This window comes from Thioclava sp. GXIMD4215 (assembly GCF_045291555.1).
GTDB classification, from domain to species: Bacteria; Pseudomonadota; Alphaproteobacteria; order Rhodobacterales; family Rhodobacteraceae; genus Thioclava; species Thioclava litoralis.
Map to the genome: position 1 here is coordinate 2,632,414 of NZ_CP149515.1, position 23,173 is coordinate 2,655,586.

The window sequence follows — 23,173 nt, forward strand, 5'->3', positions numbered from 1 at the left end:
CCAAAGCCTTGCCCCCTTTGGCGCAAGCCGCTATTGCCTTGGCCACAACCAGTATTGGGAAAGACCATGGCCAAGCAGAAGAAACAGCCCCGCCCCAAGGCCGAAGCGCCGAAAGGCTTCCGCGATTACTTCGGTTCGGAAGTGACCGAGCGTCAGGAGATGCTCGCAACCATTGCCGAGGTCTATCGTTCCCATGGGTTCGACCCGCTGGAAACCTCGGCTGTGGAAACCGTCGAGGCGCTTGGCAAATTCCTTCCCGATGTGGACCGCCCCAATGCCGGTGTTTTCGCGTGGCAGGAAGAAGACGACGGCAAATGGCTGGCGCTGCGCTATGATATGACCGCCCCCTTGGCGCGAGTCGCGGCGCAGTTCCGCAATGACCTGCCCAGCCCCTATCGCCGCTATACGATGGGCCCCGTCTGGCGCAATGAAAAACCCGGTCCGGGCCGTTTCCGCCAGTTCTATCAATGCGATGCCGATACGGTTGGTTCGGGCACTGTGGCCGCCGATGCCGAGATCTGCGGCATGCTCTCCACCGCGCTCGAAGCTGTGGGTATTCCACGCGGCGACTACCTTGTGCGCGTGAATAACCGCAAGGTGCTGAACGGCGTGATGGAGGTCGCGGGCGTGCTGGACCCGTCTGATCCGACCCGTTTCGAGGAAGAGCGCGGCACCGTCCTGCGCGCCATCGATAAATTCGACAAATTCGGCGAAGAGGGCGTGCGCCTTCTGATGGGCCCCGGTCGTCTGGACGAGTCGGGCGATTTCACCAAGGGCGCAGGCCTGACCCCCGAGCAATGCGATATCGTCATGGGCTTCATGTCCGCCAAACGCGCGACCGGCACGGCCACGGCGGCGCGTCTGCGCGAATTGGTCGGCGGCTCGGTGATTGGTGCCGAGGGCGTGAATGAACTCGAACAGATCGCGGAACTGCTGGATATTCAGGGCTTTGGCTCGGACCGCATCGAGATTGATCCGTCCGTCGTGCGCGGTCTTGGCTATTACACCGGCCCCGTTTTTGAAGCCGAACTCACCTTTGAAATCCTTGACGAAAAGGGCCGCAAGCGTCAGTTCGGCTCGGTCTCGGGCGGCGGACGCTATGATGATCTGGTGAAACGCTTCACCGGCCAAGAGGTGCCTGCGACGGGTGTGTCGATTGGGGTGGACCGCCTGCTGGCCGCGCTGCGTGCCAAGGGCCGGATCGGTGCCAGCCATCAGGGCCCCGTTGTGATCACGGTCATGGACCGCGACCGGATGGGCGAATACCAGCTGATGGCGGCAGAGCTGCGCGCCGCCGGTATCCGCGCCGAAGTCTATCTGGGCAACCCCAAGAACTTCGGTAACCAGCTGAAATACGCAGATAAACGCGAAAGCCCCGTGGCGGTGATCCAAGGCTCGGATGAGGCGGATCGTGGCGTGCTGCAGCTTAAGGATCTGGTGCTTGGCGCGAAGCTTGCGCAGGAAGCCAGCCTTGAGGAATGGAAATCGCAGCCCGCTCAGGTCGAGGTCTCGCGTGCCGATCTGGTGGCCGAGACGCGTAAGATGCTGGCCCGTTACGAGGTGAAATAATGGCGACCAAGACCGAGGCCCGCGCCACCGGCCAGCGCATCCTGCAATCCTTCCTTTCGGCAGGGGCGCAAGAGATCCAGCCCGATATCCTGCAACCCGCCGAGGTGCTTCTGGACCTTTACGGCGAGGATATCCGCGCCCGCGCCTATGTCACCCATGATCCGGGGCAGGGCGAGATGATGCTGCGCCCCGATTTCACCGTGCCCGTGGTGCAGGCGCATATGGCGGGCGGTGCCGAGCCTGCGCGTTATTGCTATCTGGGCGAGGTCTTCCGCCGTCAGGATCATCTTGGGTCCGCCCGCGCGGTGGAATACCAGCAGGTGGGCTATGAGGTTTTCGACCGCGAGGACCCCGAGACCGCCGATGCCGAGGTTTTCGCGCTCTTCAACGGGCTTCTGTCGCGTCTGGGTCTGACGGCCACCATCGGTGATCTCGGTATTCTGCGCGCAGCGGTCGACGGGCTTGATACGATGCCCGCCCGTAAGGCGGCGCTCTCGCGTCATATCTGGCGGCCCGCGCGGTTCCAGAAGCTGCTTCAGCGTTATGCGGGGCTTGTGCCCGTGCCCGAGACGCGTCGTGAGACGCTGGGCGGTATGCGTTCCGAGGCGCCTTGGATCGGGTTGCGGTCCTCGGGCGAGATGGAGCTGCGGATTTCCGTGCTGAAGGAAGAGGCCGAGGCCGCGCCGATTTCCCGCGCCGATGTGGATAAGCTGGATGCGCTCTTTGCGCTGAATTGCGCCGCCGAGGATGCGCCTGCCGCATTGCGGGCGCTGGATATTCCGGCGATTGCTCCGGCGATCGAGCGGCTGGAAACGCGTCTGGCGGCCCTCAAGGCCCGCCGGATCGATCTGGGGGCTTTGCGCTTTGACGCAAGCCACGGGCGTTCCACGATGGAATATTACGACGGCTTCGTGTTCAGCTTTGCCACCGAGAACCCCGATATGCCGCCCGTGGCCACCGGTGGGCGCTATGACGCGCTAACCCGAATCTTGGGCCATGGCGCCGAGATTCCGGCTGTGGGCGGCGTGATCCGTCCGGGCGTATTGGCAGATCTGGAGGCAGGCCGATGAGCATGATCAAGCTGGGTGTGCCGTCGAAGGGGCGGCTGATGGAAAAGACCTTTGCGTGGTTCGCGGAGCGCGGCGTGACGCTGAAACGCACGGGGTCCGACCGCGAATATGCGGGTGCTGTGGAAGGGGCCGAGGGCGTTGAACTGGTGCTGCTGTCGGCCTCCGAGATCCCGCGTGAACTGGCGGCAGGGCGCATCCATCTGGGCGTCACGGGGTCCGATCTGGTGCGTGACAAGCTGGTCGATTGGAACAAGCAGGTGGTCGATCTGGCACCGATGGGCTTTGGCCATGCCGACCTGATCATCGCTGTGCCCGATTGCTGGGCCGATGTCGATACGCTGGAAGACCTTGATGCGGTGGCCCATGCTTTCCGCGTGACCCACGGCATGCGGCTGCGGATTGCCACGAAATACCACCGTCTGGTGCGCGAATTCCTGACCCGCGAGGGTGTGGCGGATTACCAGTTGGTCGATAGCCAAGGCGCGACCGAGGGCACGGTGAAGAACCTCACCGCCGAGGCGATTGCCGATATCACCTCCTCGGGCGAGACCCTGCGTGCCAACCACCTCAAGATCCTGTCGGACGGCATGATCCACCAGTCGCAGGCAACGCTCTTTGCCTCCCGCTCGGCGGACTGGGGTTCGGTTTCTGACAATTTCGCCCGCTTTGCGGCGCAGCTACAGGTCGAGACGCAGGATCTGTGACAGGAAAGGCGCCCTAGGGCGCCTTTTTCAATAGCCGCGTGTCCGGTCGACCTGATGCAGCAGGGGCCGTCCGGCCTCGGCCCGCGCGATGTTTTCGGCCACCATTTTTGACGCCGTCTCTGGGCGGGTAGCGGCGGCGATATGCGGGGTCACGGTCACGCGGGGATGCGCCCAGAAGGGATGCGCCTCGGGCAGGGGTTCCACACGGAAGACATCCAGCACCGCATGGCCGATCTGCGCTGCATCCAGCGCGGCCAGCAGGGCGTCGTCCACCAGCACCGTACCGCGTCCGGGGTTCAGGATCACCGCCCCCTCGGGCAGAAGCGCCAGACGCGCGGCATCCAGCAGATTGGTGGTCTCGGGCGTTTGCGGCAGGATCGTCACCAGCACCTCGGCGCTGGAGAGCGCCTGCGTCAGACCCGCCTCGCCATGTAGGCAGGTGAGGCCGTCAATGGCCTTGGCACTGCGGCTCCAGCCGGTCACATCAAAGCCCACCTGCGCCAGCATTCTTGCACAGGCCTGCCCCAAAGCCCCCAAGCCCAGCACGGTCACTTTGCGGTCTGATGCCAGAGGGGCCGCACGGTCATTGCGCCAGACGCCATCCTGATGGGCGGCAAAGAAGCCCAAACCCAGATGGTGGTGCATCACATGGCCCAGCACCCATTCCACCATGCCCTTTTCCAGCCCCTCATCGACCATCCGGCACAAGGGCTGGGTAAGAGTGGTATTGCCCACGATCTTCTCGACCCCCGCCCAAAGCGACAGCACAGCGCGGGCCTTGGTATAGGGGCTGAAGTCCTGCAAAGGGCCTGCGGGCGCATAGACGATATACTCCACCAGCGCAGGGTCCAGCCCTTCGTGATAGGGGATGAGCTCGGCGTGGAGGCCCTTGTCCTGCAAGGCTTTCGGAAGGCAGTGGCGGTAATCGTGCCAGTCGTCTTCGGTGGCGGCAAAGAGGATACGGGGCATGAAAGGCTCCTATCGGGGGCGATGGATATGGGCGCTTTGCACAAGGCCGAAGGCGGCAAGCAGGATCATCATCGCGGTTCCGCCATAAGATACAAGCGGAAGCGGCACACCCACCACCGGCATCAGCCCCATCACCATCGCCATATTGATGGCGAAGAACAGGAAGAAGGTGCCTGCGATCCCCAATGTCAGCAAGGAGGAGAACCTGTCCTTGTTCCGCAAGGCCGAATACACCGAAAAACCGATGATCCCCGCATAAAGGCATAGCAGGGAGAAAGCACCGACAAAGCCGAATTCCTCGGCCAGTGTGGTGAAGATAAAGTCGGTATGTTTCTCGGGCAGGAAGTTCAGCCGCGATTGCGTGCCCTGCATATAGCCGCGCCCGTGCAGCCCGCCCGACCCCAGCGCGATCTGGGCCTGCATGATATTATAGCCCGCCCCCAGAGGGTCGGCACCCGGATCAAGGAAGGTGTCGATGCGTTTATACTGGTAGTCATGCAGAAGCTGCCAGTCGGTGCCGCGGCTTTCCATGACGGTAAAGACAAGCGCGCAGACAATGGCGATAACCGTGCCGAAATACCAAAGGCTGACACCGGCGCAGAACATCACCAGCCCGCCCCCCGCAACCAGCAGCACGGCGGTGCCCAGATCGGGTTGGGTCAGCACCAGAAAGGTGGGCAACAGGATCAGGATCACGGGGATCAGCACCCAGATCGGGCGCGACACCTTCTTGACGTCCAACCAGTCATAATAGGCCGCCAACAGCATCACAGCGGCGATCTTCATCAACTCGGAAGGCTGGATACGGACCGGCCCGATTTCCAGCCAGCGCTGCGCCCCCATGCCGATCGCCCCGAACAGCTCCACCGCCAGAAGCAGCAGCAGTGCCACCAGATAGATCAGCGCCGAGACATTGCGCCAGAACCAGATCGGCGTGAAGCCCACGATGAACATCGCCGCGATGCCGATGCCGAAACGTTCCATCTGCGGCTCGGCCCATGTGTGGATATCCCCGCCCGCCACGGAATAAAGCATCAGAAAGCCCACCGAAGCGACCGCCGAAAGCAGGATTACCAGCGGCCAGTTGATGAACAGGATCTTGCGCAGACCCGTGGGGACGGTTTTGAGATTGGATTCAAGATAGCTCATGCAATGGTCCTCACATCTCAGGCGCGGCTGGTGCCGGAGGGTTTGGCCAGATCGGGATCAACCAGATTCAGCTTCGAGAACCGCTCTTCGATCTGGGCGCGCTGGCTTTTGGGGTAGGCATCCAGCGGCGGCAGGCCACCTGCCAGTGCAAACAGCATGACATCGCGTGCAATCGGGGCTGCCGCGGTCGAGCCGCCCATCCCGTGTTCGACCACCACCGAGACCGCATAGCGCGGATTATCGACCGGTGCGTAGCATACGAACAGCCCGTGATCGCGGCGCTTCCACGGCAGCTGGTCATTGCGGATCACCCCGCGCGCCCGTTCGGCGGCGGTGATGTTCCGCACCTGACTGGTGCCGGTTTTGCCCGCCATACGCCATTCGGCCTTGACCACTTTGGATTTGGCCGCCGTGGCATGGACACCATTGACCACCGCGTCCATCCCGCGCCGGACATTATTGAGCATGGCGTCCGGCATGTTCAGATGTGCGGGCTCGGGGCGGGGCACTTCGATGCCGTTCTTGGACTTGATGATATGGGGCGTGATTTCCTTGCCCGAGGCGATGCGCGCCGCCATGATGGCCAGTTGCATCGGCGAGACAAGCACATAGCCCTGACCGATCGAGGCGTTGACAGAATCGCCCACCTGCCAGTCCTTGCCGAAACGGTCGCGTTTCCAGGCGCGCGTCGGGGCGATACCGTCTTTGACAGCCGACATCGGCAGGTCCGGTTTCTGCCCGAAGCCAAGCCGTTCGGCCATGGCCGACATTCGGTCGATCCCGACCCGCTGGGCCAGTTCGTAATAATAGCAGTCGCAGGACTGTTCGAGGCTCTGCATCATGTTCAGATAGCCGTGGCCCGCATGTTTCCAGCAGTGGAAACGGCGACCGGAAATTTCGGTAAAGCCGCGGCAATAGATTTTCTCGTCCGGCGTCACCAGACCGGCCTCCAGCGCGGCCAGCGCCGTGACCATCTTGTAGGTGGAGCCCGGCGGGTAGAGGCCCTGCACGGTCTTGTCGGCCAGAGGGCGGTGGTCATCTTGGGTCAGGGTCTTGTAATCATTGACAGAGATGCCACGCACAAAGAGGTTGGCATCGAAAGACGGGGCCGAGGCGCAGGCCAGCACATCGCCATTGGTCACGTCGATCACCACGCAGGCGGCGGATTCATCGCCCATCCGTTGCAGGGTGAAATTCTGTAATTTGTAATCCAGCGTCAGTTGCACATTCTCGCCCGGCGTGCCCTCGCGGCGGCCAAGCTCGCGCATTTCGCGGCCCGCGCTATTGACCTCAACCTGACGCTGACCGGCTTTGCCGCGCAATTCGTCTTCCAGTTTGGCTTCAACGCCCAGTTTGCCAAGCTGGAAGCCCGGCAGCATCAGAACGGGGTCTGGGTTCTCGATCTTGGACAGGTCATAGTCGGAAACCGGCCCGACATAGCCCAGAATATGTGCGAAATCCTCGTGGCGGGGGTAAATGCGCGACAGCCCCACCTCGGGGGTGACACCCGACAGGGCCGGCGCATTTACCGCCACGCGCGAAAACTCCTGCCAGCTGACACGGTCGGCCACGGTCACCGGCACGGTGCGCGGACGTTTGCGCAATTCGGCCAGCATATCCGTGACCTGTTCATCGGTCATCGGGATCAGCTCGCGCAGATCTGCCATCACCCGATCAAGGTCATCGACATCCTCGCGCGTGATCGAGATCCGGTAAAGCTGTTCATTTCCGGCAATCAGCAGGCCATTCCGTTCGTAGATCAGACCGCGCGTGGGGGGGATCAGCCGGAACTTGACCGAGTTGCCCTCGGCCAGCATCCGGTAATTCTCGGAATCCTCCAGCTGCATCTTGCGCATCCGCATGGTGAGAATGCCCATCACACCAAGCTGGATGCCGCCCAGCATGAGACCGCGCCGTGTGATGCGGCCCTGACTTTCCCGGATCGTCTTTTCGGTCTGTTTCATGCGCTGTCCTTTTCAGAAAATCCTGACAGGAATATCGGTGCGGGCACGGGGCGCGTGCCCGGGGGAAGGCGGCCTTGCGGGCTAGACACTATGGCCCAGATCATCAACCTCGCCCGGAACCGCCCGCTTGAGCCCGAAGGCCAGCCGCGACAGTCCGATCACGACCGGATAGGCGATCAGCGTGGTCAGGGCCTGCAGCAGGACACGCCCGAGCGGCGGTTGGTCAAGCATCAACACGGTCATGACCAGACGTTCCAGCAAGACCATCGCCACAAGAATAACCGCAGTCATCGCGATTTCGACGGCAAAGGGCATCTCGCGCAGGCGCAATTCGCGCTTGCGCAGCCATTCGGTGGCCAGAAGCACGATCAGGGTCCACAGCCCCGGCACCCGCCAGAACACCAGATCCTGCACGAAAAACACCGCGATGATCAGCAAAGCGGGCACATAATCGGGGCGGCGCTGAACCCATGCCAGAGCGAAGGCAAGGGTCAGGTCGGGGCCGGGAATGCCGTGATAGGTGGGCGAAACGGGCAGCAGCCGGATGAAGATGATGGCCGAGGCGATCACCAAAAACAGGCATCGGTGCATCCATATCCGCGAGGTCAGCGGGTCAACCATTGCTTTGCCCGTTCTGTGCCTGCGGGGCCGGTGGCAGCGCCTGCTGTTCGCTGTCGATCTTGCCGATCGGGGGCGGGATCAGCGCCCCGACGCCTTTCAGCTGCTCTGCCGGATGCGACCGCAGCACTTTGAGATATTCGAGGCGCTCGTAATCGGCAGACAGCCGGACGCGCAGCCGACCGTTGCGCTCGACAACCTGTCCGACCAGCAGACCGGCAGGGAACACACCGCCATCGCCCGAGCTGACCACGCGGTCACCGGCCTGAATACGGTCGGGATGTTCAAGGAAATCAAGCGGCGGGAAAGGCGAGTTGTCGCCCGACATGATCGCTCTCTGGCCCGAAGGCTGCAAGGTCACCGGAATGCGCGAGGAGGAATCGGTCAGCAGCACCACCCGCGAGGTGGTCTTGCCGACGCCCGAGATACGCCCCACAAGCCCCAGACCATCCATCGTCGCCCAGCCATCCACGATCCCGTCGCGCGAGCCGATATTCAGCAGCACCGACTGCCGGAAGGGCGAGCCGCTATCGGCCAGCACCACGCCCGACACCGAGGTCAGCTTTGGATCAAGCCGGACATTGTTCTGTGCCAGAAGCTTGTCGTTTTCCTGCCGGAGCTGGACGGCGGCCTCTTTCCACGCCTTCATCTGCTGCAACTCGCGGCGCAGTTCCTGATTCTGGTCGTAAAGCCGTGCGTAGGACTGGAAGCCCTCGACCATATCCAGAAACTTGGTCACCGGCACCATCGCCCAGTCAAAGGTCGGAACGTATCTGTCGATGAAAGCCGAACGCAGCCGCTCGACTCGCGGGTTATCCACGCGCCACAGAATGACCGTCGCCACAAGGGCGAGTGCGAGAATGGCAATGACAATCCGGCGCAGCGGGCCGAGATAGTCCTCTTCGTCGCGGTGTCTTGCCACGTCCTTCTCCGGAAGCTGGGTGAGCCTTGGCCGTATCTCATGCCGATCAGGCGAGGTATATAACGAAAACGGGCGCCCCGCTCAACGCAGCAGACGCCCGCCCATGATCACATTCGCACGCGAGGCAGCCTTAGCTGTCGAAGTCGATCACGTGACGCAGTTGTTTTTCATATTCCAGCGCCTTGCCGGTGCCCAGGGCCACACAGTTCAGCGACTGGTCGGCAATCGAGATCGACAGGCCGGTCTGTTCCCGCAGCGCCAGATCCAGTTCGCCCAGCAGCGCGCCGCCCCCCGTGAGCATGACGCCACGGTCCACGATATCGGCTGCCAGATCCGGCGGGGTGGTCTCCAGCGCCTGCATCACGGCATCACAGATCTGCTGCACCGGCTCGGCCAGTGCTTCGGCGATCTGGGCCTGGGTGATCTCTACCTCTTTCGGCACGCCGTTCAGGATGTCGCGCCCGCGCACCGAAAGCGATGCGCCACGCCCGTCATCGGGCATACGGGCCGACCCGATGGTGGTCTTGATCCGCTCTGCGGTGGCTTCCCCGACAAGCAGGTTCATATTGCGACGCAGATAGGCGATGACCGCCTCATCCATCCGGTCGCCGCCCACACGCACCGAGCGGGCATAGACGATATCGCCCAGCGAGAGCACTGCGACTTCGGTCGTGCCGCCGCCGATATCGACCACCATCGAGCCGGTGGGATCGGTGATCGGCATGCCCGCGCCGATGGCCGCCGCAATCGGTTCGGCAATCAGACCGGCGCGGCGGGCACCGGCGGAGATCAGCGACTGACGGATGGCGCGTTTTTCAACGGGGGTTGCACCTTGGGGCACACAGCAGATGATTTTCGGTTTGGACAGGGTCGAACGGCGGTGCACCTTGCGGATGAAATACTTGATCATCTCTTCGGCGCTGTCGAAATCGGCAATGACGCCTTCGCGCATCGGCCGGATGGCTTCAATGGACCCCGGCGTCCGGCCCAGCATCAGCTTGGCATCCTCGCCCACGGCCAGAACCTGCTTTTTGCCGTCCTTGACGTGATAGGCTACAACGGAGGGCTCGTTCAGTACGATGCCACGCCCTTTCACGTAGACAAGCGTATTCGCCGTCCCGAGGTCGATCGCCATGTCCGATGAAAAGATTCCGCCCAAGCTAACCATGTTTCGTCCTGCACTGCCCTGTAAATGCCTTGGCGACTCAGGTGGTCGCCCCCAAGCCCGTATAGTCAAGGATGACGAGGGCGGAAAGTCTAATTGCCCTCACGACATTGCAATGATGCACCTATCCGCCCATCACATGGTTGCGAGTGGCCTATACGCGATATTCAGCCGGTAAAAGGGCAGGATTCCGCGCGAAAACTGTCACTTTCCGAACATGCCTGAAAATCACGCGATGGTGTCGGACCTCGGGCTTTTGCTGCGGGTTGGGGTCGGGCAGGAGGGGACATGACCAATAGCATGATCTGGACAGGGACCGCGCAGATCCGGCCCGCCACCGCCACCACCGGACGTATCGCTGCGATCGAATGGGCGAAAATCGCTTTCGCACTGTCGATTGTCTGCCTGCATACGGGGATATTTGCCGACCTGTCCCGCCCGCTGAATATCCTGATCGGGAATAATTTCGCACGGCTGGGTGTGCCCTTTTTCTTCTTCGTAACGGGGTTCTATTTCCAGACGCAGGTTGCACGCGGGATCACGGGATTGCTGCGCCGGATGGCGGGGCTTTATGTGATCTGGACGCTGGTCTATATGCCGTTCTGGTTGCCGCAGGCCAATATGCAGCTTTTCGTCACCAATCTTGTGGTGGGCTACTGGCAGCTCTGGTATCTGTTGGCCGCCCTGATCAGCGCGGTCATGCTGTCTCTTTTGCGGGGGCTTTCCGCCCGTATGCTGCTGGCGCTGGCCTTGGCGATTTTGGCGCTGGGGGCGGTGCTGCAATATGGGCAGCGGGTGGACCAAAGCCCCGCCTTTGGCAGCTTGCCCATTTCGGCAGACGGGGCGCTGGCGCGTAACTTCCTGTTTTTCGCGTTTCCGTTCATGGCATTGGGAGATGTGACCGCGCGTTTTTCGGGCGCTTGGGCCCGATTGGGAAAGACAAGAAAACGCGTGATTTTCTGGGCGGCGGCGGGCCTGTTCGTGCTGGAAGTCGGGGTAAACGACTTTTTGTTCAATGCCGTTGGTCCGTTCGATATCTTCCTGTCCAGCGCGGCCTTCATCCCGTTCCTGTTCCTGACGCTGCAAAGCCGGAATTGGGGCGGAAGGGGGCAGATATCCTCCGCGTGGTCCACGGGGATCTATCTGGTGCATGTGCTGTGGATCGATATTCTGGCGCTGATCGTGCCGGATCTGCCCTATCTGGCCAAGGGGGTGGCGGTGATCGCGCTATCTCTGGCCTCTGTGCCGCTGTTGCGCCGGATCAATCGGGCGGTGCCCGTGCTTTAGAGGGCTAGGGCGCAAGACAAACGGCGCGGAAAACTCCGCGCCGTCATCCGTTGTGGCAATCGGTCAGGTCACTCTTTGAACGACACCGTTTTCATATCGGCATCCGGTGCTGTCTTGGTGCGGCGCACGATCAGACGGTTGAGCGCGCCGACATAGGCTTTGACCGAGGCCAGAATGGTGTCGGTATCGGCGGCCGAGCCGGTCACGATGCGGCCATCCTCTTCGAGACGCACCGAAACGGTGGCCTGTGCATCGGTGCCATCGGTTACGGCCTGCACCTGATAGAGCTTCAGGCGCGCGCCATGCGGGAAGATCTGCTTGACCGCGTTGAAGCAGGCATCTACGGGGCCATCGCCTTGGCAATGCGCGGTTTTCTCAACGCCATTCACGGTCATCACCAGATCGGCCTCTTGGCCGTCCGACCCGCAGATCACGCGCAGTTTCTTCACTTGCAGATGGTCTTCGCCGGTATTGGCGGCGCTATCGGTCATCAGCGCGATCAGATCCTCGTCATAGACCTCTTTCTTGCGGTCGGCCAAAGCCTTGAAGCGCACGAACACGTCCTGCAACTGGTTATCGGCCAGATCGTAACCCAGTTCCTTCAGCTTGGAGCGCAGCGCGGCACGGCCCGAATGCTTGCCCATCGCGATATTGGTCTCGGTGATGCCGATATCGGCGGGCTTCATGATCTCGAATGTCTCGACGTTTTTCAGCACGCCGTCCTGATGGATGCCCGATTCATGCAAGAAGGCGTTCTTGCCGACGATCGCCTTGTTGAACTGCACCGCAAAGCCCGAAACCTGACTCACACGACGCGAGAGGTTCATGATCTTGGTGGTGTCGATCTTGGTCTGATAGGGCATCAGGTCGCGGCGGACGCGCAGCGCCATGACGACCTCTTCCAGCGCGGTATTGCCCGCACGTTCGCCCAAGCCGTTGATCGTACATTCGATCTGGCGGGCCCCTGCCGAGACAGCGGCCAAGCTGTTCGCCGTCGCCATGCCGAGGTCATTGTGGCAATGGGTCGCAAAGATCACATCCGACGCGCCCGGAACCTTTTCCAGGAGCATGCGGATGATCTCTGCCGATTCGTCGGGCAGGGTGTAGCCCACGGTATCGGGGATGTTGATCGTGGTGGCGCCCGCCTTGATCGCGGTTTCGACCACGCGGCACAGATAGTCCCGCTCGGTGCGGATCGCATCCATCGCCGACCATTGCACGTCCTCGCAGAGGTTGCGGGCATGGGTGACAGTCTCGAAGATCCGCTCGACCATCTCGTCCTGATTGAGCTTGGTGATCTCGCGGTGGCTGGGCGAGGTGCCGATGAAGGTATGGATACGGGGGCGGGCGGCGTGTTTCACGGCCTCCCAGCAGCGGTCGATATCCTTGTAATTGGCGCGGCTGAGGCCACAGATCACCGAATTCTTGGCGTTTTTCGCAATGTCGCTGACAGCGGCGAAATCGCCTTCGGACGCGATCGGGAAGCCTGCCTCGATAATATCCACGCCCATTTCATCGAGCAAACCGGCGATTTCGAGCTTTTCGTTATGGCTCATCGTCGCACCCGGCGATTGCTCGCCGTCGCGCAGGGTGGTGTCAAAGATCAGAACTTGGGAATTATCGGTCATGTTCGCAGCCATGGTTGTCTCCTCGTAAACGGCTCTTAACGCGATTGGACCCCGATGGCCAGCAATCCGCTTGGGCATCGGGTGGCTTGGGCGCTGGCTACCTCCGAGCGGTCGCGCCCAAGGGCACGCTCAGAGGCGCGTAAGAAGAAGGAGAAGGCCGCGCAGCGCGCCGGCACCAACCGTCGGGCCACGCCCTTGGGCGGCCTGCGAGGTGAGAGTATTTGCGCTGCATGTCATCATGGGCTGGACTATAGGCATCAGATCCGTATTGAAAAGCGAAAAATGGCCGTATCGGTCCTTTTTTAGGGTTGAATTCATGCTGCACTGCGGCAATTTCAGGTAGGGAGCAGTAGGGGACAGCGATGCGCGCATTGATCATCGGCGATACGGGCGGGATAGGCGAGGCCCTGCGGGACCGTCTGGAGCGGGGCGGGCACGAGGTCTTGGGCCTTTCGCGCGCCCGTGACGGTTTCGACATCTCGGAAGAGGCCAAGATCGAGGCGGTCATATCGGGGCTGGATGGCACGTTCGATATGGTGGTCATCGCTTCGGGCATTCTGGGCACACCGGAAAAGTCGCTTGCGACGCTGAAAGCCGACGAGATGATGCGCCTTTTCGCGGTGAATGCGATGGGGCCTGCCTTGGTGATGAAACATGTCACCCGCCTCTTGCCGAAAGACAGCCGCGCCCATCTGGCAGTCCTGTCGGCGCGGGTCGGCTCGATTGGCGATAACTATCTGGGCGGGTGGTATTCCTATCGTGCCTCCAAAGCGGCGCTTAACCAGCTTGTGCGCACGGCCTCTATCGAATTGCGGCGCAAATTTCCCGAACTCGTGGTGGCGGCGCTGCATCCCGGTACGGTCGCCACGGCCTTCACCAGCAATTACACGATGGATAAGGTTTCGCCGGATGAGGCGGCAGAACGGCTGCTTTCGGTGCTTCAGGGTTTGACGCCGGAACAAAGCGGTGGTTTCTGGGATTATTCCGGCAAATCAGTAGAGTGGTGAACATATGAAGACGGCGATCGTGACAGGGGCGGCCTCGGGGATCGGACGGGCGATTGCGCTGCGTCTGGTCAAGGAGGGGTGGCAGGTTGCGGCGCTGGATATCGACGAGGCCGCGCTTGCGACCTTACCACATGAGATGGCGCTTTGGGATTTTGCCTGCGATCTGGCCGATGAGGCGTCGGTGAAATCGGCGGTGGAGCAGGCGGGGTTCGACCGGCTGGATCTGCTGGTGAATAATGGTGGTCCCGCCGATCCGTTTTCCGGCCCGATCGAAACTATGACGCTGGCCGATTGGGATCACTGGATCGAACCGCATCTGACAGGCACCTTCCTGATGGTGCGCGAATGTGCGCCCGCCTTGCGCGCGGCGCGGGGGGCTGTGGTGAATATGGCCTCCACCCGTGCCATCCAGTCGCAGCCGCAGACCTATGGTTATGCTGCCGCCAAAGGGGGCGTTGTGGCGCTGACCCATGCGCTGGCGGTCGGCATGGGGCCGGATGTGCGGGTCAATGCCATCGCACCGGGCTGGATCGATACGGTGGGCGAGCCGCTGTCCGCGCGCGATCATCTGCAGCATCCGGCGGGCCGTGTGGGCACGCCCGACGATATCGCCGAGGCGGTGCTCTATCTGGCGGGGGCGGGGTTTGTGACAGGGCAGGTTCTGCCGGTCGATGGTGGTATGACGCGTCGGATGATCTATGAAGAATAACCCGCGTCTGGTTCTGGTGCTGGGGGACCAGTTGACGCTTGAGGGCGCGGCCTTGCGTGCCGCCGACAAGGCGCGCGATGTTGTCGTGATGGCCGAGGTCCGCGCCGAGACCGATTATGTCGGCCATCACAAGCAGAAGATCGCGCTGGTCTTTTCTGCTATGCGCCATTTTGCCGAAACCCTGCGGGCGGAGGGCTGGCAGGTCGCCTATACGGCGCTGGAGGATGCGGGCAATTCTGGCTCGATCACGGGCGAGCTTCTGCGCCGCGCCGAGGAGTTTGGCGCGAAATCGGCGGTGACGATTGCGCCCGGAGAATGGCGTTTGCGGCAGGCGCTGGAGGATGGCCCGATCCCTGTGGTGCAGCTGCCCGATGACCGCTTCCTCTGTTCCGAATCCGAATTCGCCGATTGGGCCAAGGGTCGCAAGTCCCTGCGGATGGAGTATTTCTACCGCGAGATGCGCCGCAAGACGGGCCTCTTGATGGAAGGCGATGCCCCCGAGGGCGGCAAGTGGAATTACGACGCCGAGAATCGCAAGCCCGCGCAGGCCGATCTGTTCCGGGTGAAGGCGCCGCAGTTTGCCTCCGATAAGACCACGCAGGAGGTGCTTGATCTGGTGGCGCGGGAGTTTGCGGATAACTTCGGCCGGCTGGAAGGCTTCAACTGGGCGGTGGATCGGGCAGGGGCGCTTGAGGCGCTGGATCATTTCATCGCGCATAATCTGGCGGATTTCGGCACCTATCAGGATGCGATGCTGGAAGATGACCCGCTGCTGTATCACTCGCTTCTGTCGCCCTATCTGAACCTCGGGCTGTTGGGGCCGCTGGAGGTCTGTCAGGCGGCGGCGCGCGCCTATGCGGGCGGCAAAGTGCCTCTCAATTCGGCGGAAGGCTTCATCCGGCAGATCATCGGCTGGCGCGAATATGTGCGGGGCATCTATTTCCACGAGGGTCCCGACTATACGTCGCGCAACCATCTGGACCAACACCGCAAGCTGCCTTGGGCCTATTGGGGCGGCGCAACCAAGATGAACTGCCTGTCCCATGCCGTGGCCCAGACCCGCGATCTGGCCTATGCCCATCATATCCAGCGGCTGATGGTCACCGGAAATTTCGCGCTTCTGGCAGGGGTGGACCCCGCGCAGGTGCAGGAATGGTATCTGGCGGTCTATATCGATGCGTTCGAATGGGTCGAGGCGCCCAATACCGCAGGCATGAGCCAGTTTGCCGATGGCGGCGTGATTGCCTCCAAACCCTATGTGTCCTCGGGCGCCTATGTCGACCGGATGTCGGATTATTGCGGGTCTTGCGCCTATTCGGTGAAGGCAAAAACGGGCGAGGGGGCTTGCCCGTTCAATCTGCTCTATTGGCACTTTCTCGACAGAAACCGAGAGAAATTTGCCAATAACCCCCGTATGGCTGTCATTTATCGATCATGGGACAAACGAAAGCCCGAAGATCGTGAAACGATCCTCGGGCAGGCGGAAGTCATGCTGAACAAGATCGCGCAGGACGCGTTTTAATCCAGACCTGCGATGATCGCGCGCAGGGTCTCGATGCCCACGCCTTTGTCAGACGATGTCAGGATGATCTCGGGGTGAGCCGCCGGATGTTTGGCCAAAGCGCCCGACACCTGTTGGAACAGGGCCTCATGATCTTTGGCGTTGATCTTATCGGCCTTGGTCAGCACCACTTGGAAGGTGACGGCGGATCTATCCAGAAGCGTCAGGATCTCTTCATCCACCGCTTTCACCCCATGACGCGAATCGATCAGCACGAAGACGCGGCGCAGGGTGGGGCGGCCCGCCAGATAGGCGCGCAGCAGCTCTTGCCATTTCTTCACGACCGGCACCGGCGCTTGCGCGAACCCATAGCCGGGAAGGTCGACCAGATAGGGGCCGTCCTGCGTGGTGAAGAAGTTGATTTCTTGCGTCCGGCCCGGCGTGTTCGAGGCGCGCGCAAGGTTCTTACGACCCGTTAGCGCGTTGATCAAAGACGATTTCCCGACGTTGGAACGCCCTGCAAAACAGACCTCGATCCGGTCGGCAGGTGGCATGCCCGACATTGCCACAACGCCCTTGAGAAACTCGACGGGGGCGGCAAACATCAACCGGCCACGCTCGGCCGCGAATTGCTCGGGGGCGGGGGCTTCCTTGAATTGGATTTGCATCAGATCACCTCGATTGTGCTGCCGGTCGCGATTTCACCGGATTTCGTGACACGCACGAAAACCCCTAGATTGGTATGCCCATACTGGTCTTTGAGCAGTTTGAGAAGATCCTGGTCGCGTTCTCCGGTTGCAGGATTGCCGTCGGGGGCACGGCAGCGGCCCACAGGCTCGACCACTTCCAGCTCTGCTTCGCCCATGCGCAGCCGTTGGCCGATCAGGGTTTGCTCATACATCGGGGCCCAGTCCGACACCCAGAGATTGGCGCGGAAACGACGCATATCCAGATCGCAGCCACAGGCCTCCGAGACCTCCCTGAGCGACGCGGTCCCGATCAGCGAGAGCACGGGCGTGCTCTGGTCGGTCAGCGGCTGGTCTTTGGCCTTGGCCAGAACGGTCGGGCGGGGACGGTGCTCGGGCCAGAGATCGGAGATCCACGCCAGAAACGCGGCCTGTCCTTCGGGTGTTTCCGGATTGAAACATATCTCTGGCTTTGCCGGATGGCGCAGGCAGAACTGGTTTTCAAGGGTCTCATGTGTGACGGCCATCAGATCGGGAGCGGAAACCCCGACGAGAAAGTTCATCTTCCGCGCCCAATCCGTCCGGCCCGCATGGGCCTCGATCTTTGAGCCTTCATGCAGCACGCCCCAGACCCTGTCCAAAGGCAGAGCGCGCCCCTCGGTGAGGGACGCGCTGCTGATGGCTTCCGCCCCGATCGATTTGATCGGATGGCGGAATATGTTGCTTAGAGTGCCGATCATTTGGCCTTTCCGCCGGACTTCTTCGCGAAGCTCGACTTGATATTGCCGAAGATATCGGGGCGTTTCCCGTGCATCGACATGATCGTGTACTGCTGGATGAAGGTGATCGTGTTGTTCGCGATCCAGTAGAGCACGAGGCCCGAGGCAAAGCTGCCCAGCATGAACATGAAGATCCACGGCATCCACGCGAAGATCATCGCTTGGCTCTTGTCGGCGGGGGCGGGGTTCAGCTTTTGCTGGAACCACATCGACACGCCCAAGAGGATCGGCAGGATGCCGAGGCTGAGGATGAAGAGGAAGTTACCCGGCTCTGGCGTGCCCCACGGCAGAAGGCCGAAGAGGTTCAGGATCGAGGTCGGATCGGGGGCCGAGAGGTCATGGATCCAGCCGATCCACGGCGCGTGATACAGCTCGATCGTGACATAGATCACCTTATAGAGCGAGAAGAAGATCGGGATCTGCAGCAGGATCGGCAGACAGCCCGCAGCGGGATTGACCTTGTTCTTCTTGTAAAGCTCCATCATGCCCTGCTGCAGCTTCTGGCGGTCTTCGCCTGCGCGCTCTTTCAGCGCTTCCATCTCGGGTTGCAGTTCCTTCATCTTCGCCATCGAGATGTAGGATTTGCGCGCCAGCGGGAAGACGATCAGCTTGATGATACAGGTCAGTGCGATAATCGCCCAGCCCATATTGCCGATCGCGGCATGCAGCCAGTGCAGCAGCCAGAAGATCGGTTTGGTCAGGAAGTAGAACCAGCCCCAGTCGATGGAGTCGATGAACTTCACGATCCCCAGATCGTCCTGATAATGCTTGATGACCTCATATTCCTTTGCGCCCGCAAAGAGATAGGTATCTGCCGACTGGGTGGCCCCGGCGGCAACCGTCATAACCGGCAAGCGGGTTTCGGTCTGGTAGATGTCCGACTGCTCGCCGGAATATTTCACGACCGAGGTGAAAGGACCGGTTTTCGGCGCAAGCGTCGTCATCCAGTATTTGTCGGTAAAGCCGGTCCAGCCGTTATCGGCGACCGAGATCAGCTCTGCCTGACCTTCACCGGCGCTCTGTTCGAGATCCTTGAACTTCTTGTATTTGATCTCTTCCAGCTTGCCATCGCTCATCCGCACGGCACCTTCATGCAGCACATAGGTCGATTTCGACGGCGGCAGACCGTGGCGGGCGATGATGCCATAGGGCGCCAGACGCACCTCCTGATCGGTGGTATTCTCGACCGATTGCTGGATGGTGAACAGGTAATCCTTGTCGACCGAGATCGTGCGGTGGAAGACAAGACCGGCTCCGTTATCCCATGTCAGGGTCACAGGCGTTTCGGGGGTCAGCTTGGCTCCGTCCGGAGCGGACCATACCGTGCGCGGGCCGGGCACCTTATCTGCGGAATAGCCGCCAGCGGGAAGCCAGCCATAGACCACGTAATAGGGTTTGGCAGCATTGGTGTCGTCGCCGCCAACCGGTGCAAGAAGACGCACATCGGGCGAATTCTTGTCGAGTGTTTCTTTATACTTTTCAAGCGAGAGATCGTCGAAGCGACCACCCAGCAGCGAGATCGAGCCCTTCAGGTCGGGGGTCTCGATGGCGATCCGCGGGATCTGGGCCAACTGGTCGCTGGTGGCGGTGGCCACGGCATTGGCATCCTGCGTCGCTTGCGCCAGTGCCTCCGGCGTGGGGGCGATGCTCGGTGCGGTGGCCGAGGCGGCCTGATCCGAGACGGTTTCACCACCCTCCGGATTTGTCGTCTGCTCCGGTGGGAAGAAGACTGTCCAGCCGATCAGCACGAGCGCAGAAAGCACGGCTGCGATGATGAGGTTCTTGTTCTGGTTTTCCATGGGCGATGGGATCCGTCTGCCTTTCGGGAAGTCGCTCCGGTTCAACAGAAGGGGGGGCAAAAGGTCAAGCCCTTTCCCCCCGTTCCGTGACTTCCAGACGGAATTCGTGATGACGACACCGGTTTTTAGCTGCCGCGTCGGGTATTCAGGCGCGGCGTCTGTTCCAGCTTGGCCATGTGACGACTGATCCAGTCATGGGTGTCTTCCAGCGGCATGGGGGTGGCAATGCCGCGGCCCTGCACATGGTTGCAGCCCAGTTGCGAGAGCATCGCATGTTCGCCGATCGAACTGACACCCTCGGCAATCGTCTGGATGCCCAGCCCCTCGGCCAGCGAAATGATGGCGGCGACAAGGCGTTGCTGTTCGGCGTCGTGATCCACATGGGCGACGAAGCTGCGATGGATGCGGATCCGGCCCGCGCAGGCATTGCGTACCGAATTGATCGAGGCGGGGCCATTGCCAAATCCGGCCAGTTCGATCTTGCACCCCATTTTGCGACAGGCGCTGAGTGTATGCGAGATCATGTCGTCATTGAGCTTCGAGACGATGTCCTGTTCTAGCACCAGACGGATCTGGTCGGCGGGCAGTTCGAAACGGTCGAATTCCCATTGCAGGCGTTCGGGCATTTTCGGATTGGTCAGTAGCTCTTCATTGATCGGCAGGGAGATGATGCCCACCAGTTCCTCGCGGGCATTCCATTCTTTCAGGGCATGGAACACCTGAAACATCATCACTTCGTAAAAGCGCGTGCGCAGATTGGCGGCGATGACGGCGGGCATGATATCGGTCTCACCCAGCACGCCTCGTTCGCGGTGCAGCCAGCGCGGCATGGCCTGCATGCCGGAGATCAGGCCGGTATCCGTGCAGATCTGCGGCTGGAAATAGGCAACGATCTCACCGTTCTCGAGCGCATCCCCGACCTCTGCCGACAAAGCCGTGCGGATTTCTGCCGTGCGACGGATCTCGTTCGAATAGGCACGGATTGCCGAAGGCCCGTTGCGCGAGGCTTCCTCTGCAGCGGTTTCGGCCGCTTCCAGGATCGACTCGGCATCGGATCCGGGACTACGGTTCATCTGGCAAAAGCCCAGATGGAATGTCGGTGACAGGCTGCGACCGGCAATCGACAGAGGTTCTTCGAGCGTGCTTTGCAGGCGCACCGAAAGCTGGATCATGCTTTCCAGATCCGGATTGGGCGTGGGTTTCAGCATCACCATGAAACGCGCGCCGCCAAGGCGGGCGATGTAATCCGAATCCCGCAAGACCGAGCGCAAACGCTCTGCTGAACGGCGCATCACATCGTCGAATTCACGGGTGCTGGTATTGGCAACCAGATTTTGCGATTCGTCCACGCAGATCACGAAGCAGGTCGACAGCCGGTTGCTCTGCCGCGCTTCAATCATGATCTTGTCCATCATCGGCAGGGCCAGTTCGCGGAGCGGCAGGCCGGTGGCCGGATCGAGCGTGTTCATCTCGATCTCCTCGCCGGGCGTGATGGGGCGGGTCATCCAGCCCACAGCCAGAGCGGTGACGCCAAGCAGGACCATCGCTTCAAGCCCGATCCAGTAGCCTGCGAGAAGGATAGCCGGAGCAAAGGCTATCATTTCCCGTCGCATGAGAATCGGGCCACCTTTGGGGGCGGACTTGCGATTCTGTTCCTTCGACATCACCATACCTCGTCAAACGGCGCATAAATTAATGGCCATAGTCTTAGGTCGGTTTTGTCAGTGTTCGGTTAATCGTGGTGGCGTAAATCGGGGATGTTATCGTTCAAATTTGAACCATCCTGCGGTTTGAGGGCCAATCCGGCAAAGTCGAAAAGCCCCGTGTCCAGCAGGTGGGAAGGGCGCGCATTCATCAACGACCGGAACATCACCTGACGCCGTCCGGGCCTGTTTTTCTCCCAGCTATCAAGGAGTTGCTTGACCTGCTGGCGTTGCAGCCCGTCCTGACTTCCGCAGAGGTCGCACGGGATGATCGGGTAATTCATATCGCGGGCGAATTTCTCGCAATCCTCTTCGGCGACAAAGGCCAGAGGGCGGTAGACGAAAAGATCGCCTTCCTCATTGACCAGTTTCGGCGGCATGGTCGCCAAGCGTCCACCATGAAATAGGTTCATGAAGAAGGTTTCCAGAATATCGTCGCGGTGGTGGCCCAGCACAACGGCCGAACAGCCTTCCTCGCGCGCGATGCGGTACAGGTTCCCGCGACGCAGGCGCGAGCACAGGGCGCAATAGGTCTTGCCCTGCGGCACCTTGTCCATCACCACGGAATAGGTGTCCTGATATTCGATCCGGTGCGGAACCCCCATTTTTTCAAGGAATTCCGGCAGAACAGTCGCGGGAAAGCCCGGCTGTCCCTGATCGAGGTTGCAGGCAAGGATCTCGACCGGCAGAAGCCCGCGCCATTGCAGCTCGTGCAGCACGGCCAGCAGGGTGTAACTGTCCTTGCCGCCCGACAGGCAGACCAGCCAGCGCGCGCCGCGTTCGATCATCCCGTACTGCTCGATCGCCTCGCGGGTCTGGCGCACGATACGCTTGCGCAGCTTCTTGAAGGCCGTCGTCGAGGGGGCGTCGGCAAAGAGCGGATGGATCGGGGCGTCGTCATCGTCCAGCATGGTCATGCTCCTTTGCACAATGGCATTTTGCGTCATGGTCGGGGTCAGCGCCCGGCACGGGGTCATAGCCGAAGCCGCCCCACGGATGGCAGCGCAGGATACGCCTGATGCCCAGATAGCTGCCCTTGAACGCGCCATGCAGGGCGAGGGCGTCCAGCATATAGGCGGAACAGGTCGGCTGATATCGGCAGCCATTACCGACCCACGGGCTGGCCACCAGCCGATAGGCCCGTACCGGCAGCGCCACGAGATGGGCCAGAGGGCTCATCCGTCCGAACCGGTCGTCGACGGGCCGGAGGCGGATCTGCCTTTGCCGCGGCGCGGGCCGCGCGGGATATCGGGCTTCGGGCCACGCGGCTTGGGCGGGCGGTAATCTTCGGCATGGACCCGTGCGAGGGCGCGGATCAGGTCGTCCTGCATCGCTTGGAAATCATGGGTTGCCGTGGCGTCTGCGCGCCCGATCAGCACATAATCCCAGCCGGGCTTGCCATGCACCGGCAGCACCAGTCGGGCAATCTCGCGCAGCCTGCGCTTGGCGCGGTTGCGTGCAACCGAATTGCCGACCTTTTTGGAGCAGGTAAATCCGACGCGCGCCAACAGGGGGGAGACGGGCTCCTCCGTACGCTCGCGCGCCTGAAGCAGGCCTGCGGCCATGCCCTGCCGCCGTGCGGACGCCGCACGCAGGAAATCCGCCCGTTTGCGCAGGATCGCCACAGGGGTAAGCGCATCGGCTGCGCATGAAGAAACCGCCGGAGCTGTGCCCGCGCGCTGACCTGAGGGGTCTGTCACGGAAGCGTCCGACGGTGTCATAGGATTAGCCTGTTACCAGTCGCTGCGGCTTATGCCGACAGCGACTTCCGGCCTTTTGCACGGCGTGCATTCAGGACCTTGCGGCCACCTTTGGTTGCCATGCGGGCACGGAACCCGTGGCGACGGGCGCGAACGAGGTTCGAGGGCTGAAAAGTGCGTTTCATCGCTTAACTCCGGGTTCTGATACGGTAGGGCAACACGACGCCAAACGGATTCGGCTGCC

22 protein-coding genes are annotated in these 23,173 nt (G+C 61.5%); 7 read left to right on the forward strand and 15 right to left on the reverse strand.

Annotation, left to right across the window (positions count from 1 at the left end; translation table 11 throughout):
* Window positions 1-66: 66 nt before the first annotated feature.
* Genes hisS through hisG form a run of 3 tightly spaced genes read left to right on the forward strand, consistent with a single transcriptional unit; the run spans window position 67 to window position 3,343 of the window.
* Entirely contained in the window at window positions 67-1,569 is a 1,503-nt protein-coding gene (hisS, locus tag WDB86_RS13175) for a histidine--tRNA ligase (protein ID WP_406736113.1), read from the forward strand.
* A complete protein-coding gene (locus WDB86_RS13180) occupies window positions 1,569-2,639 on the forward strand; it encodes an ATP phosphoribosyltransferase regulatory subunit (RefSeq protein ID WP_406736114.1) in 1,071 nt (356 codons plus the stop codon). Before hisS ends, WDB86_RS13180 begins: the two co-directional genes overlap by 1 nt.
* Window positions 2,636-3,343, forward strand: coding sequence for an ATP phosphoribosyltransferase (hisG, locus tag WDB86_RS13185; protein WP_406721223.1), 708 nt, complete (start codon window positions 2,636-2,638; stop codon window positions 3,341-3,343). The genes WDB86_RS13180 and hisG overlap by 4 nt, the downstream gene beginning before the upstream one ends.
* Window positions 3,344-3,370: 27 nt before the next feature.
* On the opposite strand, the gene WDB86_RS13190 is transcribed toward hisG, so the two are convergent.
* The 6 genes from WDB86_RS13190 to WDB86_RS13215 all read right to left on the reverse strand — a co-directional run bounded on the left by WDB86_RS13190 (window position 3,371) and on the right by WDB86_RS13215 (window position 10,133).
* Complete coding sequence (locus WDB86_RS13190) at window positions 3,371-4,312, reverse strand: 2-hydroxyacid dehydrogenase (RefSeq protein WP_406736115.1); 942 nt, start codon at window positions 4,310-4,312, stop codon at window positions 3,371-3,373.
* Between the two features lie 9 nt (window positions 4,313-4,321).
* On the reverse strand, window positions 4,322-5,461 hold the full coding sequence (gene rodA, locus WDB86_RS13195; RefSeq protein ID WP_406736116.1) for a rod shape-determining protein RodA: 1,140 nt from the start codon (window positions 5,459-5,461) through the stop codon (window positions 4,322-4,324).
* 17 nt (window positions 5,462-5,478) lie between these two features.
* Window positions 5,479-7,425, reverse strand: coding sequence for a penicillin-binding protein 2 (gene mrdA, locus WDB86_RS13200; RefSeq protein WP_406736117.1), 1,947 nt, complete (start codon window positions 7,423-7,425; stop codon window positions 5,479-5,481).
* Between the two features lie 81 nt (window positions 7,426-7,506).
* Window positions 7,507-8,046 carry a rod shape-determining protein MreD gene (locus tag WDB86_RS13205; RefSeq protein ID WP_339108042.1) on the reverse strand — a complete coding sequence of 180 codons (540 nt, stop codon included), beginning with the start codon at window positions 8,044-8,046 and terminating at the stop codon, window positions 7,507-7,509.
* Window positions 8,039-8,965 (reverse strand): rod shape-determining protein MreC, encoded by a 927-nt coding sequence (mreC, locus tag WDB86_RS13210; protein ID WP_339108041.1) that lies wholly within the window; start codon window positions 8,963-8,965, stop codon window positions 8,039-8,041. The genes WDB86_RS13205 and mreC overlap by 8 nt, the downstream gene beginning before the upstream one ends.
* A gap of 130 nt (window positions 8,966-9,095) precedes the next feature.
* Window positions 9,096-10,133, reverse strand: coding sequence for a rod shape-determining protein (locus WDB86_RS13215; RefSeq protein ID WP_339108040.1), 1,038 nt, complete (start codon window positions 10,131-10,133; stop codon window positions 9,096-9,098).
* A gap of 285 nt (window positions 10,134-10,418) precedes the next feature.
* Here WDB86_RS13215 and WDB86_RS13220 point away from each other — a divergent pair, with 285 nt between their 5' ends.
* On the forward strand, window positions 10,419-11,417 hold the full coding sequence (locus tag WDB86_RS13220; RefSeq protein WP_406736118.1) for an acyltransferase family protein: 999 nt from the start codon (window positions 10,419-10,421) through the stop codon (window positions 11,415-11,417).
* 68 nt (window positions 11,418-11,485) lie between these two features.
* On the opposite strand, the gene WDB86_RS13225 is transcribed toward WDB86_RS13220, so the two are convergent.
* Window positions 11,486-13,045 (reverse strand): 2-isopropylmalate synthase, encoded by a 1,560-nt coding sequence (locus tag WDB86_RS13225; RefSeq protein ID WP_339109537.1) that lies wholly within the window; start codon window positions 13,043-13,045, stop codon window positions 11,486-11,488.
* 362 nt (window positions 13,046-13,407) lie between these two features.
* Here WDB86_RS13225 and WDB86_RS13230 point away from each other — a divergent pair, with 362 nt between their 5' ends.
* The 3 genes from WDB86_RS13230 to WDB86_RS13240 are packed head-to-tail and all read left to right on the forward strand — an operon-like array spanning window position 13,408 to window position 16,283.
* On the forward strand, window positions 13,408-14,052 hold the full coding sequence (locus WDB86_RS13230; RefSeq protein WP_339108038.1) for an SDR family NAD(P)-dependent oxidoreductase: 645 nt from the start codon (window positions 13,408-13,410) through the stop codon (window positions 14,050-14,052).
* A 4-nt stretch (window positions 14,053-14,056) separates the two neighbouring features.
* Window positions 14,057-14,761, forward strand: coding sequence for an SDR family oxidoreductase (locus WDB86_RS13235; RefSeq protein WP_339108037.1), 705 nt, complete (start codon window positions 14,057-14,059; stop codon window positions 14,759-14,761).
* On the forward strand, window positions 14,751-16,283 hold the full coding sequence (locus WDB86_RS13240; protein WP_406736119.1) for a cryptochrome/photolyase family protein: 1,533 nt from the start codon (window positions 14,751-14,753) through the stop codon (window positions 16,281-16,283). The genes WDB86_RS13235 and WDB86_RS13240 overlap by 11 nt, the downstream gene beginning before the upstream one ends.
* Here the strand turns inward: WDB86_RS13240 and yihA are convergent.
* From yihA to rpmH, 8 genes are all read right to left on the reverse strand, one after another.
* Window positions 16,280-16,930 carry a ribosome biogenesis GTP-binding protein YihA/YsxC gene (gene yihA / locus WDB86_RS13245; protein WP_339108035.1) on the reverse strand — a complete coding sequence of 217 codons (651 nt, stop codon included), beginning with the start codon at window positions 16,928-16,930 and terminating at the stop codon, window positions 16,280-16,282. The genes WDB86_RS13240 and yihA overlap by 4 nt on opposite strands.
* Entirely contained in the window at window positions 16,930-17,688 is a 759-nt protein-coding gene (locus WDB86_RS13250; RefSeq protein WP_339108034.1) for an MOSC domain-containing protein, read from the reverse strand. Before WDB86_RS13250 ends, yihA begins: the two co-directional genes overlap by 1 nt.
* Window positions 17,685-19,526: a membrane protein insertase YidC gene (gene yidC / locus WDB86_RS13255; RefSeq protein ID WP_406736120.1), complete on the reverse strand. Its 1,842-nt coding sequence runs from the start codon at window positions 19,524-19,526 to the stop codon at window positions 17,685-17,687. Before yidC ends, WDB86_RS13250 begins: the two co-directional genes overlap by 4 nt.
* A 125-nt stretch (window positions 19,527-19,651) precedes the next feature.
* A complete protein-coding gene (locus tag WDB86_RS13260) occupies window positions 19,652-21,139 on the reverse strand; it encodes an EAL domain-containing protein (protein ID WP_406736121.1) in 1,488 nt (495 codons plus the stop codon).
* Window positions 21,140-21,258: 119 nt separating this feature from the next.
* A complete protein-coding gene (gene ttcA, locus WDB86_RS13265) occupies window positions 21,259-22,140 on the reverse strand; it encodes a tRNA 2-thiocytidine(32) synthetase TtcA (RefSeq protein ID WP_339108031.1) in 882 nt (293 codons plus the stop codon).
* Window positions 22,127-22,408: a membrane protein insertion efficiency factor YidD gene (gene yidD, locus WDB86_RS13270; RefSeq protein ID WP_339108030.1), complete on the reverse strand. Its 282-nt coding sequence runs from the start codon at window positions 22,406-22,408 to the stop codon at window positions 22,127-22,129. Before yidD ends, ttcA begins: the two co-directional genes overlap by 14 nt.
* The gene (gene rnpA, locus WDB86_RS13275; protein WP_406736122.1) at window positions 22,405-22,929 is read right to left on the reverse strand and encodes a ribonuclease P protein component; all 525 of its coding nucleotides are present in this window, start codon (window positions 22,927-22,929) and stop codon (window positions 22,405-22,407) included. Before rnpA ends, yidD begins: the two co-directional genes overlap by 4 nt.
* Before the next feature lie 50 nt (window positions 22,930-22,979).
* Window positions 22,980-23,114 (reverse strand): 50S ribosomal protein L34, encoded by a 135-nt coding sequence (rpmH, locus tag WDB86_RS13280; protein ID WP_339108028.1) that lies wholly within the window; start codon window positions 23,112-23,114, stop codon window positions 22,980-22,982.
* Window positions 23,115-23,173 lie beyond the last annotated feature (59 nt).

Bases quoted from the DNA above. Each gene is read 5' to 3' on its own strand.
- hisS (WP_406736113.1), top strand. From the start codon at position 67: ATGGCCAAGCAGAAGAAACAGCCCCGCCCCAAGGCCGAAGCGCCGAAA.
- WDB86_RS13180 (WP_406736114.1), top strand. From the start codon at position 1,569: ATGGCGACCAAGACCGAGGCCCGCGCCACCGGCCAGCGCATCCTGCAA.
- hisG (WP_406721223.1), top strand. From the start codon at position 2,636: ATGAGCATGATCAAGCTGGGTGTGCCGTCGAAGGGGCGGCTGATGGAA.
- WDB86_RS13190 (WP_406736115.1), bottom strand. From the start codon at position 4,312: ATGCCCCGTATCCTCTTTGCCGCCACCGAAGACGACTGGCACGATTAC.
- rodA (WP_406736116.1), bottom strand. From the start codon at position 5,461: ATGAGCTATCTTGAATCCAATCTCAAAACCGTCCCCACGGGTCTGCGC.
- mrdA (WP_406736117.1), bottom strand. From the start codon at position 7,425: ATGAAACAGACCGAAAAGACGATCCGGGAAAGTCAGGGCCGCATCACA.
- WDB86_RS13205 (WP_339108042.1), bottom strand. From the start codon at position 8,046: ATGGTTGACCCGCTGACCTCGCGGATATGGATGCACCGATGCCTGTTT.
- WDB86_RS13215 (WP_339108040.1), bottom strand. From the start codon at position 10,133: ATGGTTAGCTTGGGCGGAATCTTTTCATCGGACATGGCGATCGACCTC.
- WDB86_RS13220 (WP_406736118.1), top strand. From the start codon at position 10,419: ATGACCAATAGCATGATCTGGACAGGGACCGCGCAGATCCGGCCCGCC.
- WDB86_RS13225 (WP_339109537.1), bottom strand. From the start codon at position 13,045: ATGACCGATAATTCCCAAGTTCTGATCTTTGACACCACCCTGCGCGAC.
- WDB86_RS13230 (WP_339108038.1), top strand. From the start codon at position 13,408: ATGCGCGCATTGATCATCGGCGATACGGGCGGGATAGGCGAGGCCCTG.
- WDB86_RS13235 (WP_339108037.1), top strand. From the start codon at position 14,057: ATGAAGACGGCGATCGTGACAGGGGCGGCCTCGGGGATCGGACGGGCG.
- WDB86_RS13240 (WP_406736119.1), top strand. From the start codon at position 14,751: ATGAAGAATAACCCGCGTCTGGTTCTGGTGCTGGGGGACCAGTTGACG.
- yihA (WP_339108035.1), bottom strand. From the start codon at position 16,930: ATGCAAATCCAATTCAAGGAAGCCCCCGCCCCCGAGCAATTCGCGGCC.
- WDB86_RS13250 (WP_339108034.1), bottom strand. From the start codon at position 17,688: ATGATCGGCACTCTAAGCAACATATTCCGCCATCCGATCAAATCGATC.
- yidC (WP_406736120.1), bottom strand. From the start codon at position 19,526: ATGGAAAACCAGAACAAGAACCTCATCATCGCAGCCGTGCTTTCTGCG.
- WDB86_RS13260 (WP_406736121.1), bottom strand. From the start codon at position 21,139: ATGCGACGGGAAATGATAGCCTTTGCTCCGGCTATCCTTCTCGCAGGC.
- ttcA (WP_339108031.1), bottom strand. From the start codon at position 22,140: ATGCTGGACGATGACGACGCCCCGATCCATCCGCTCTTTGCCGACGCC.
- yidD (WP_339108030.1), bottom strand. From the start codon at position 22,408: ATGAGCCCTCTGGCCCATCTCGTGGCGCTGCCGGTACGGGCCTATCGG.
- rpmH (WP_339108028.1), bottom strand. From the start codon at position 23,114: ATGAAACGCACTTTTCAGCCCTCGAACCTCGTTCGCGCCCGTCGCCAC.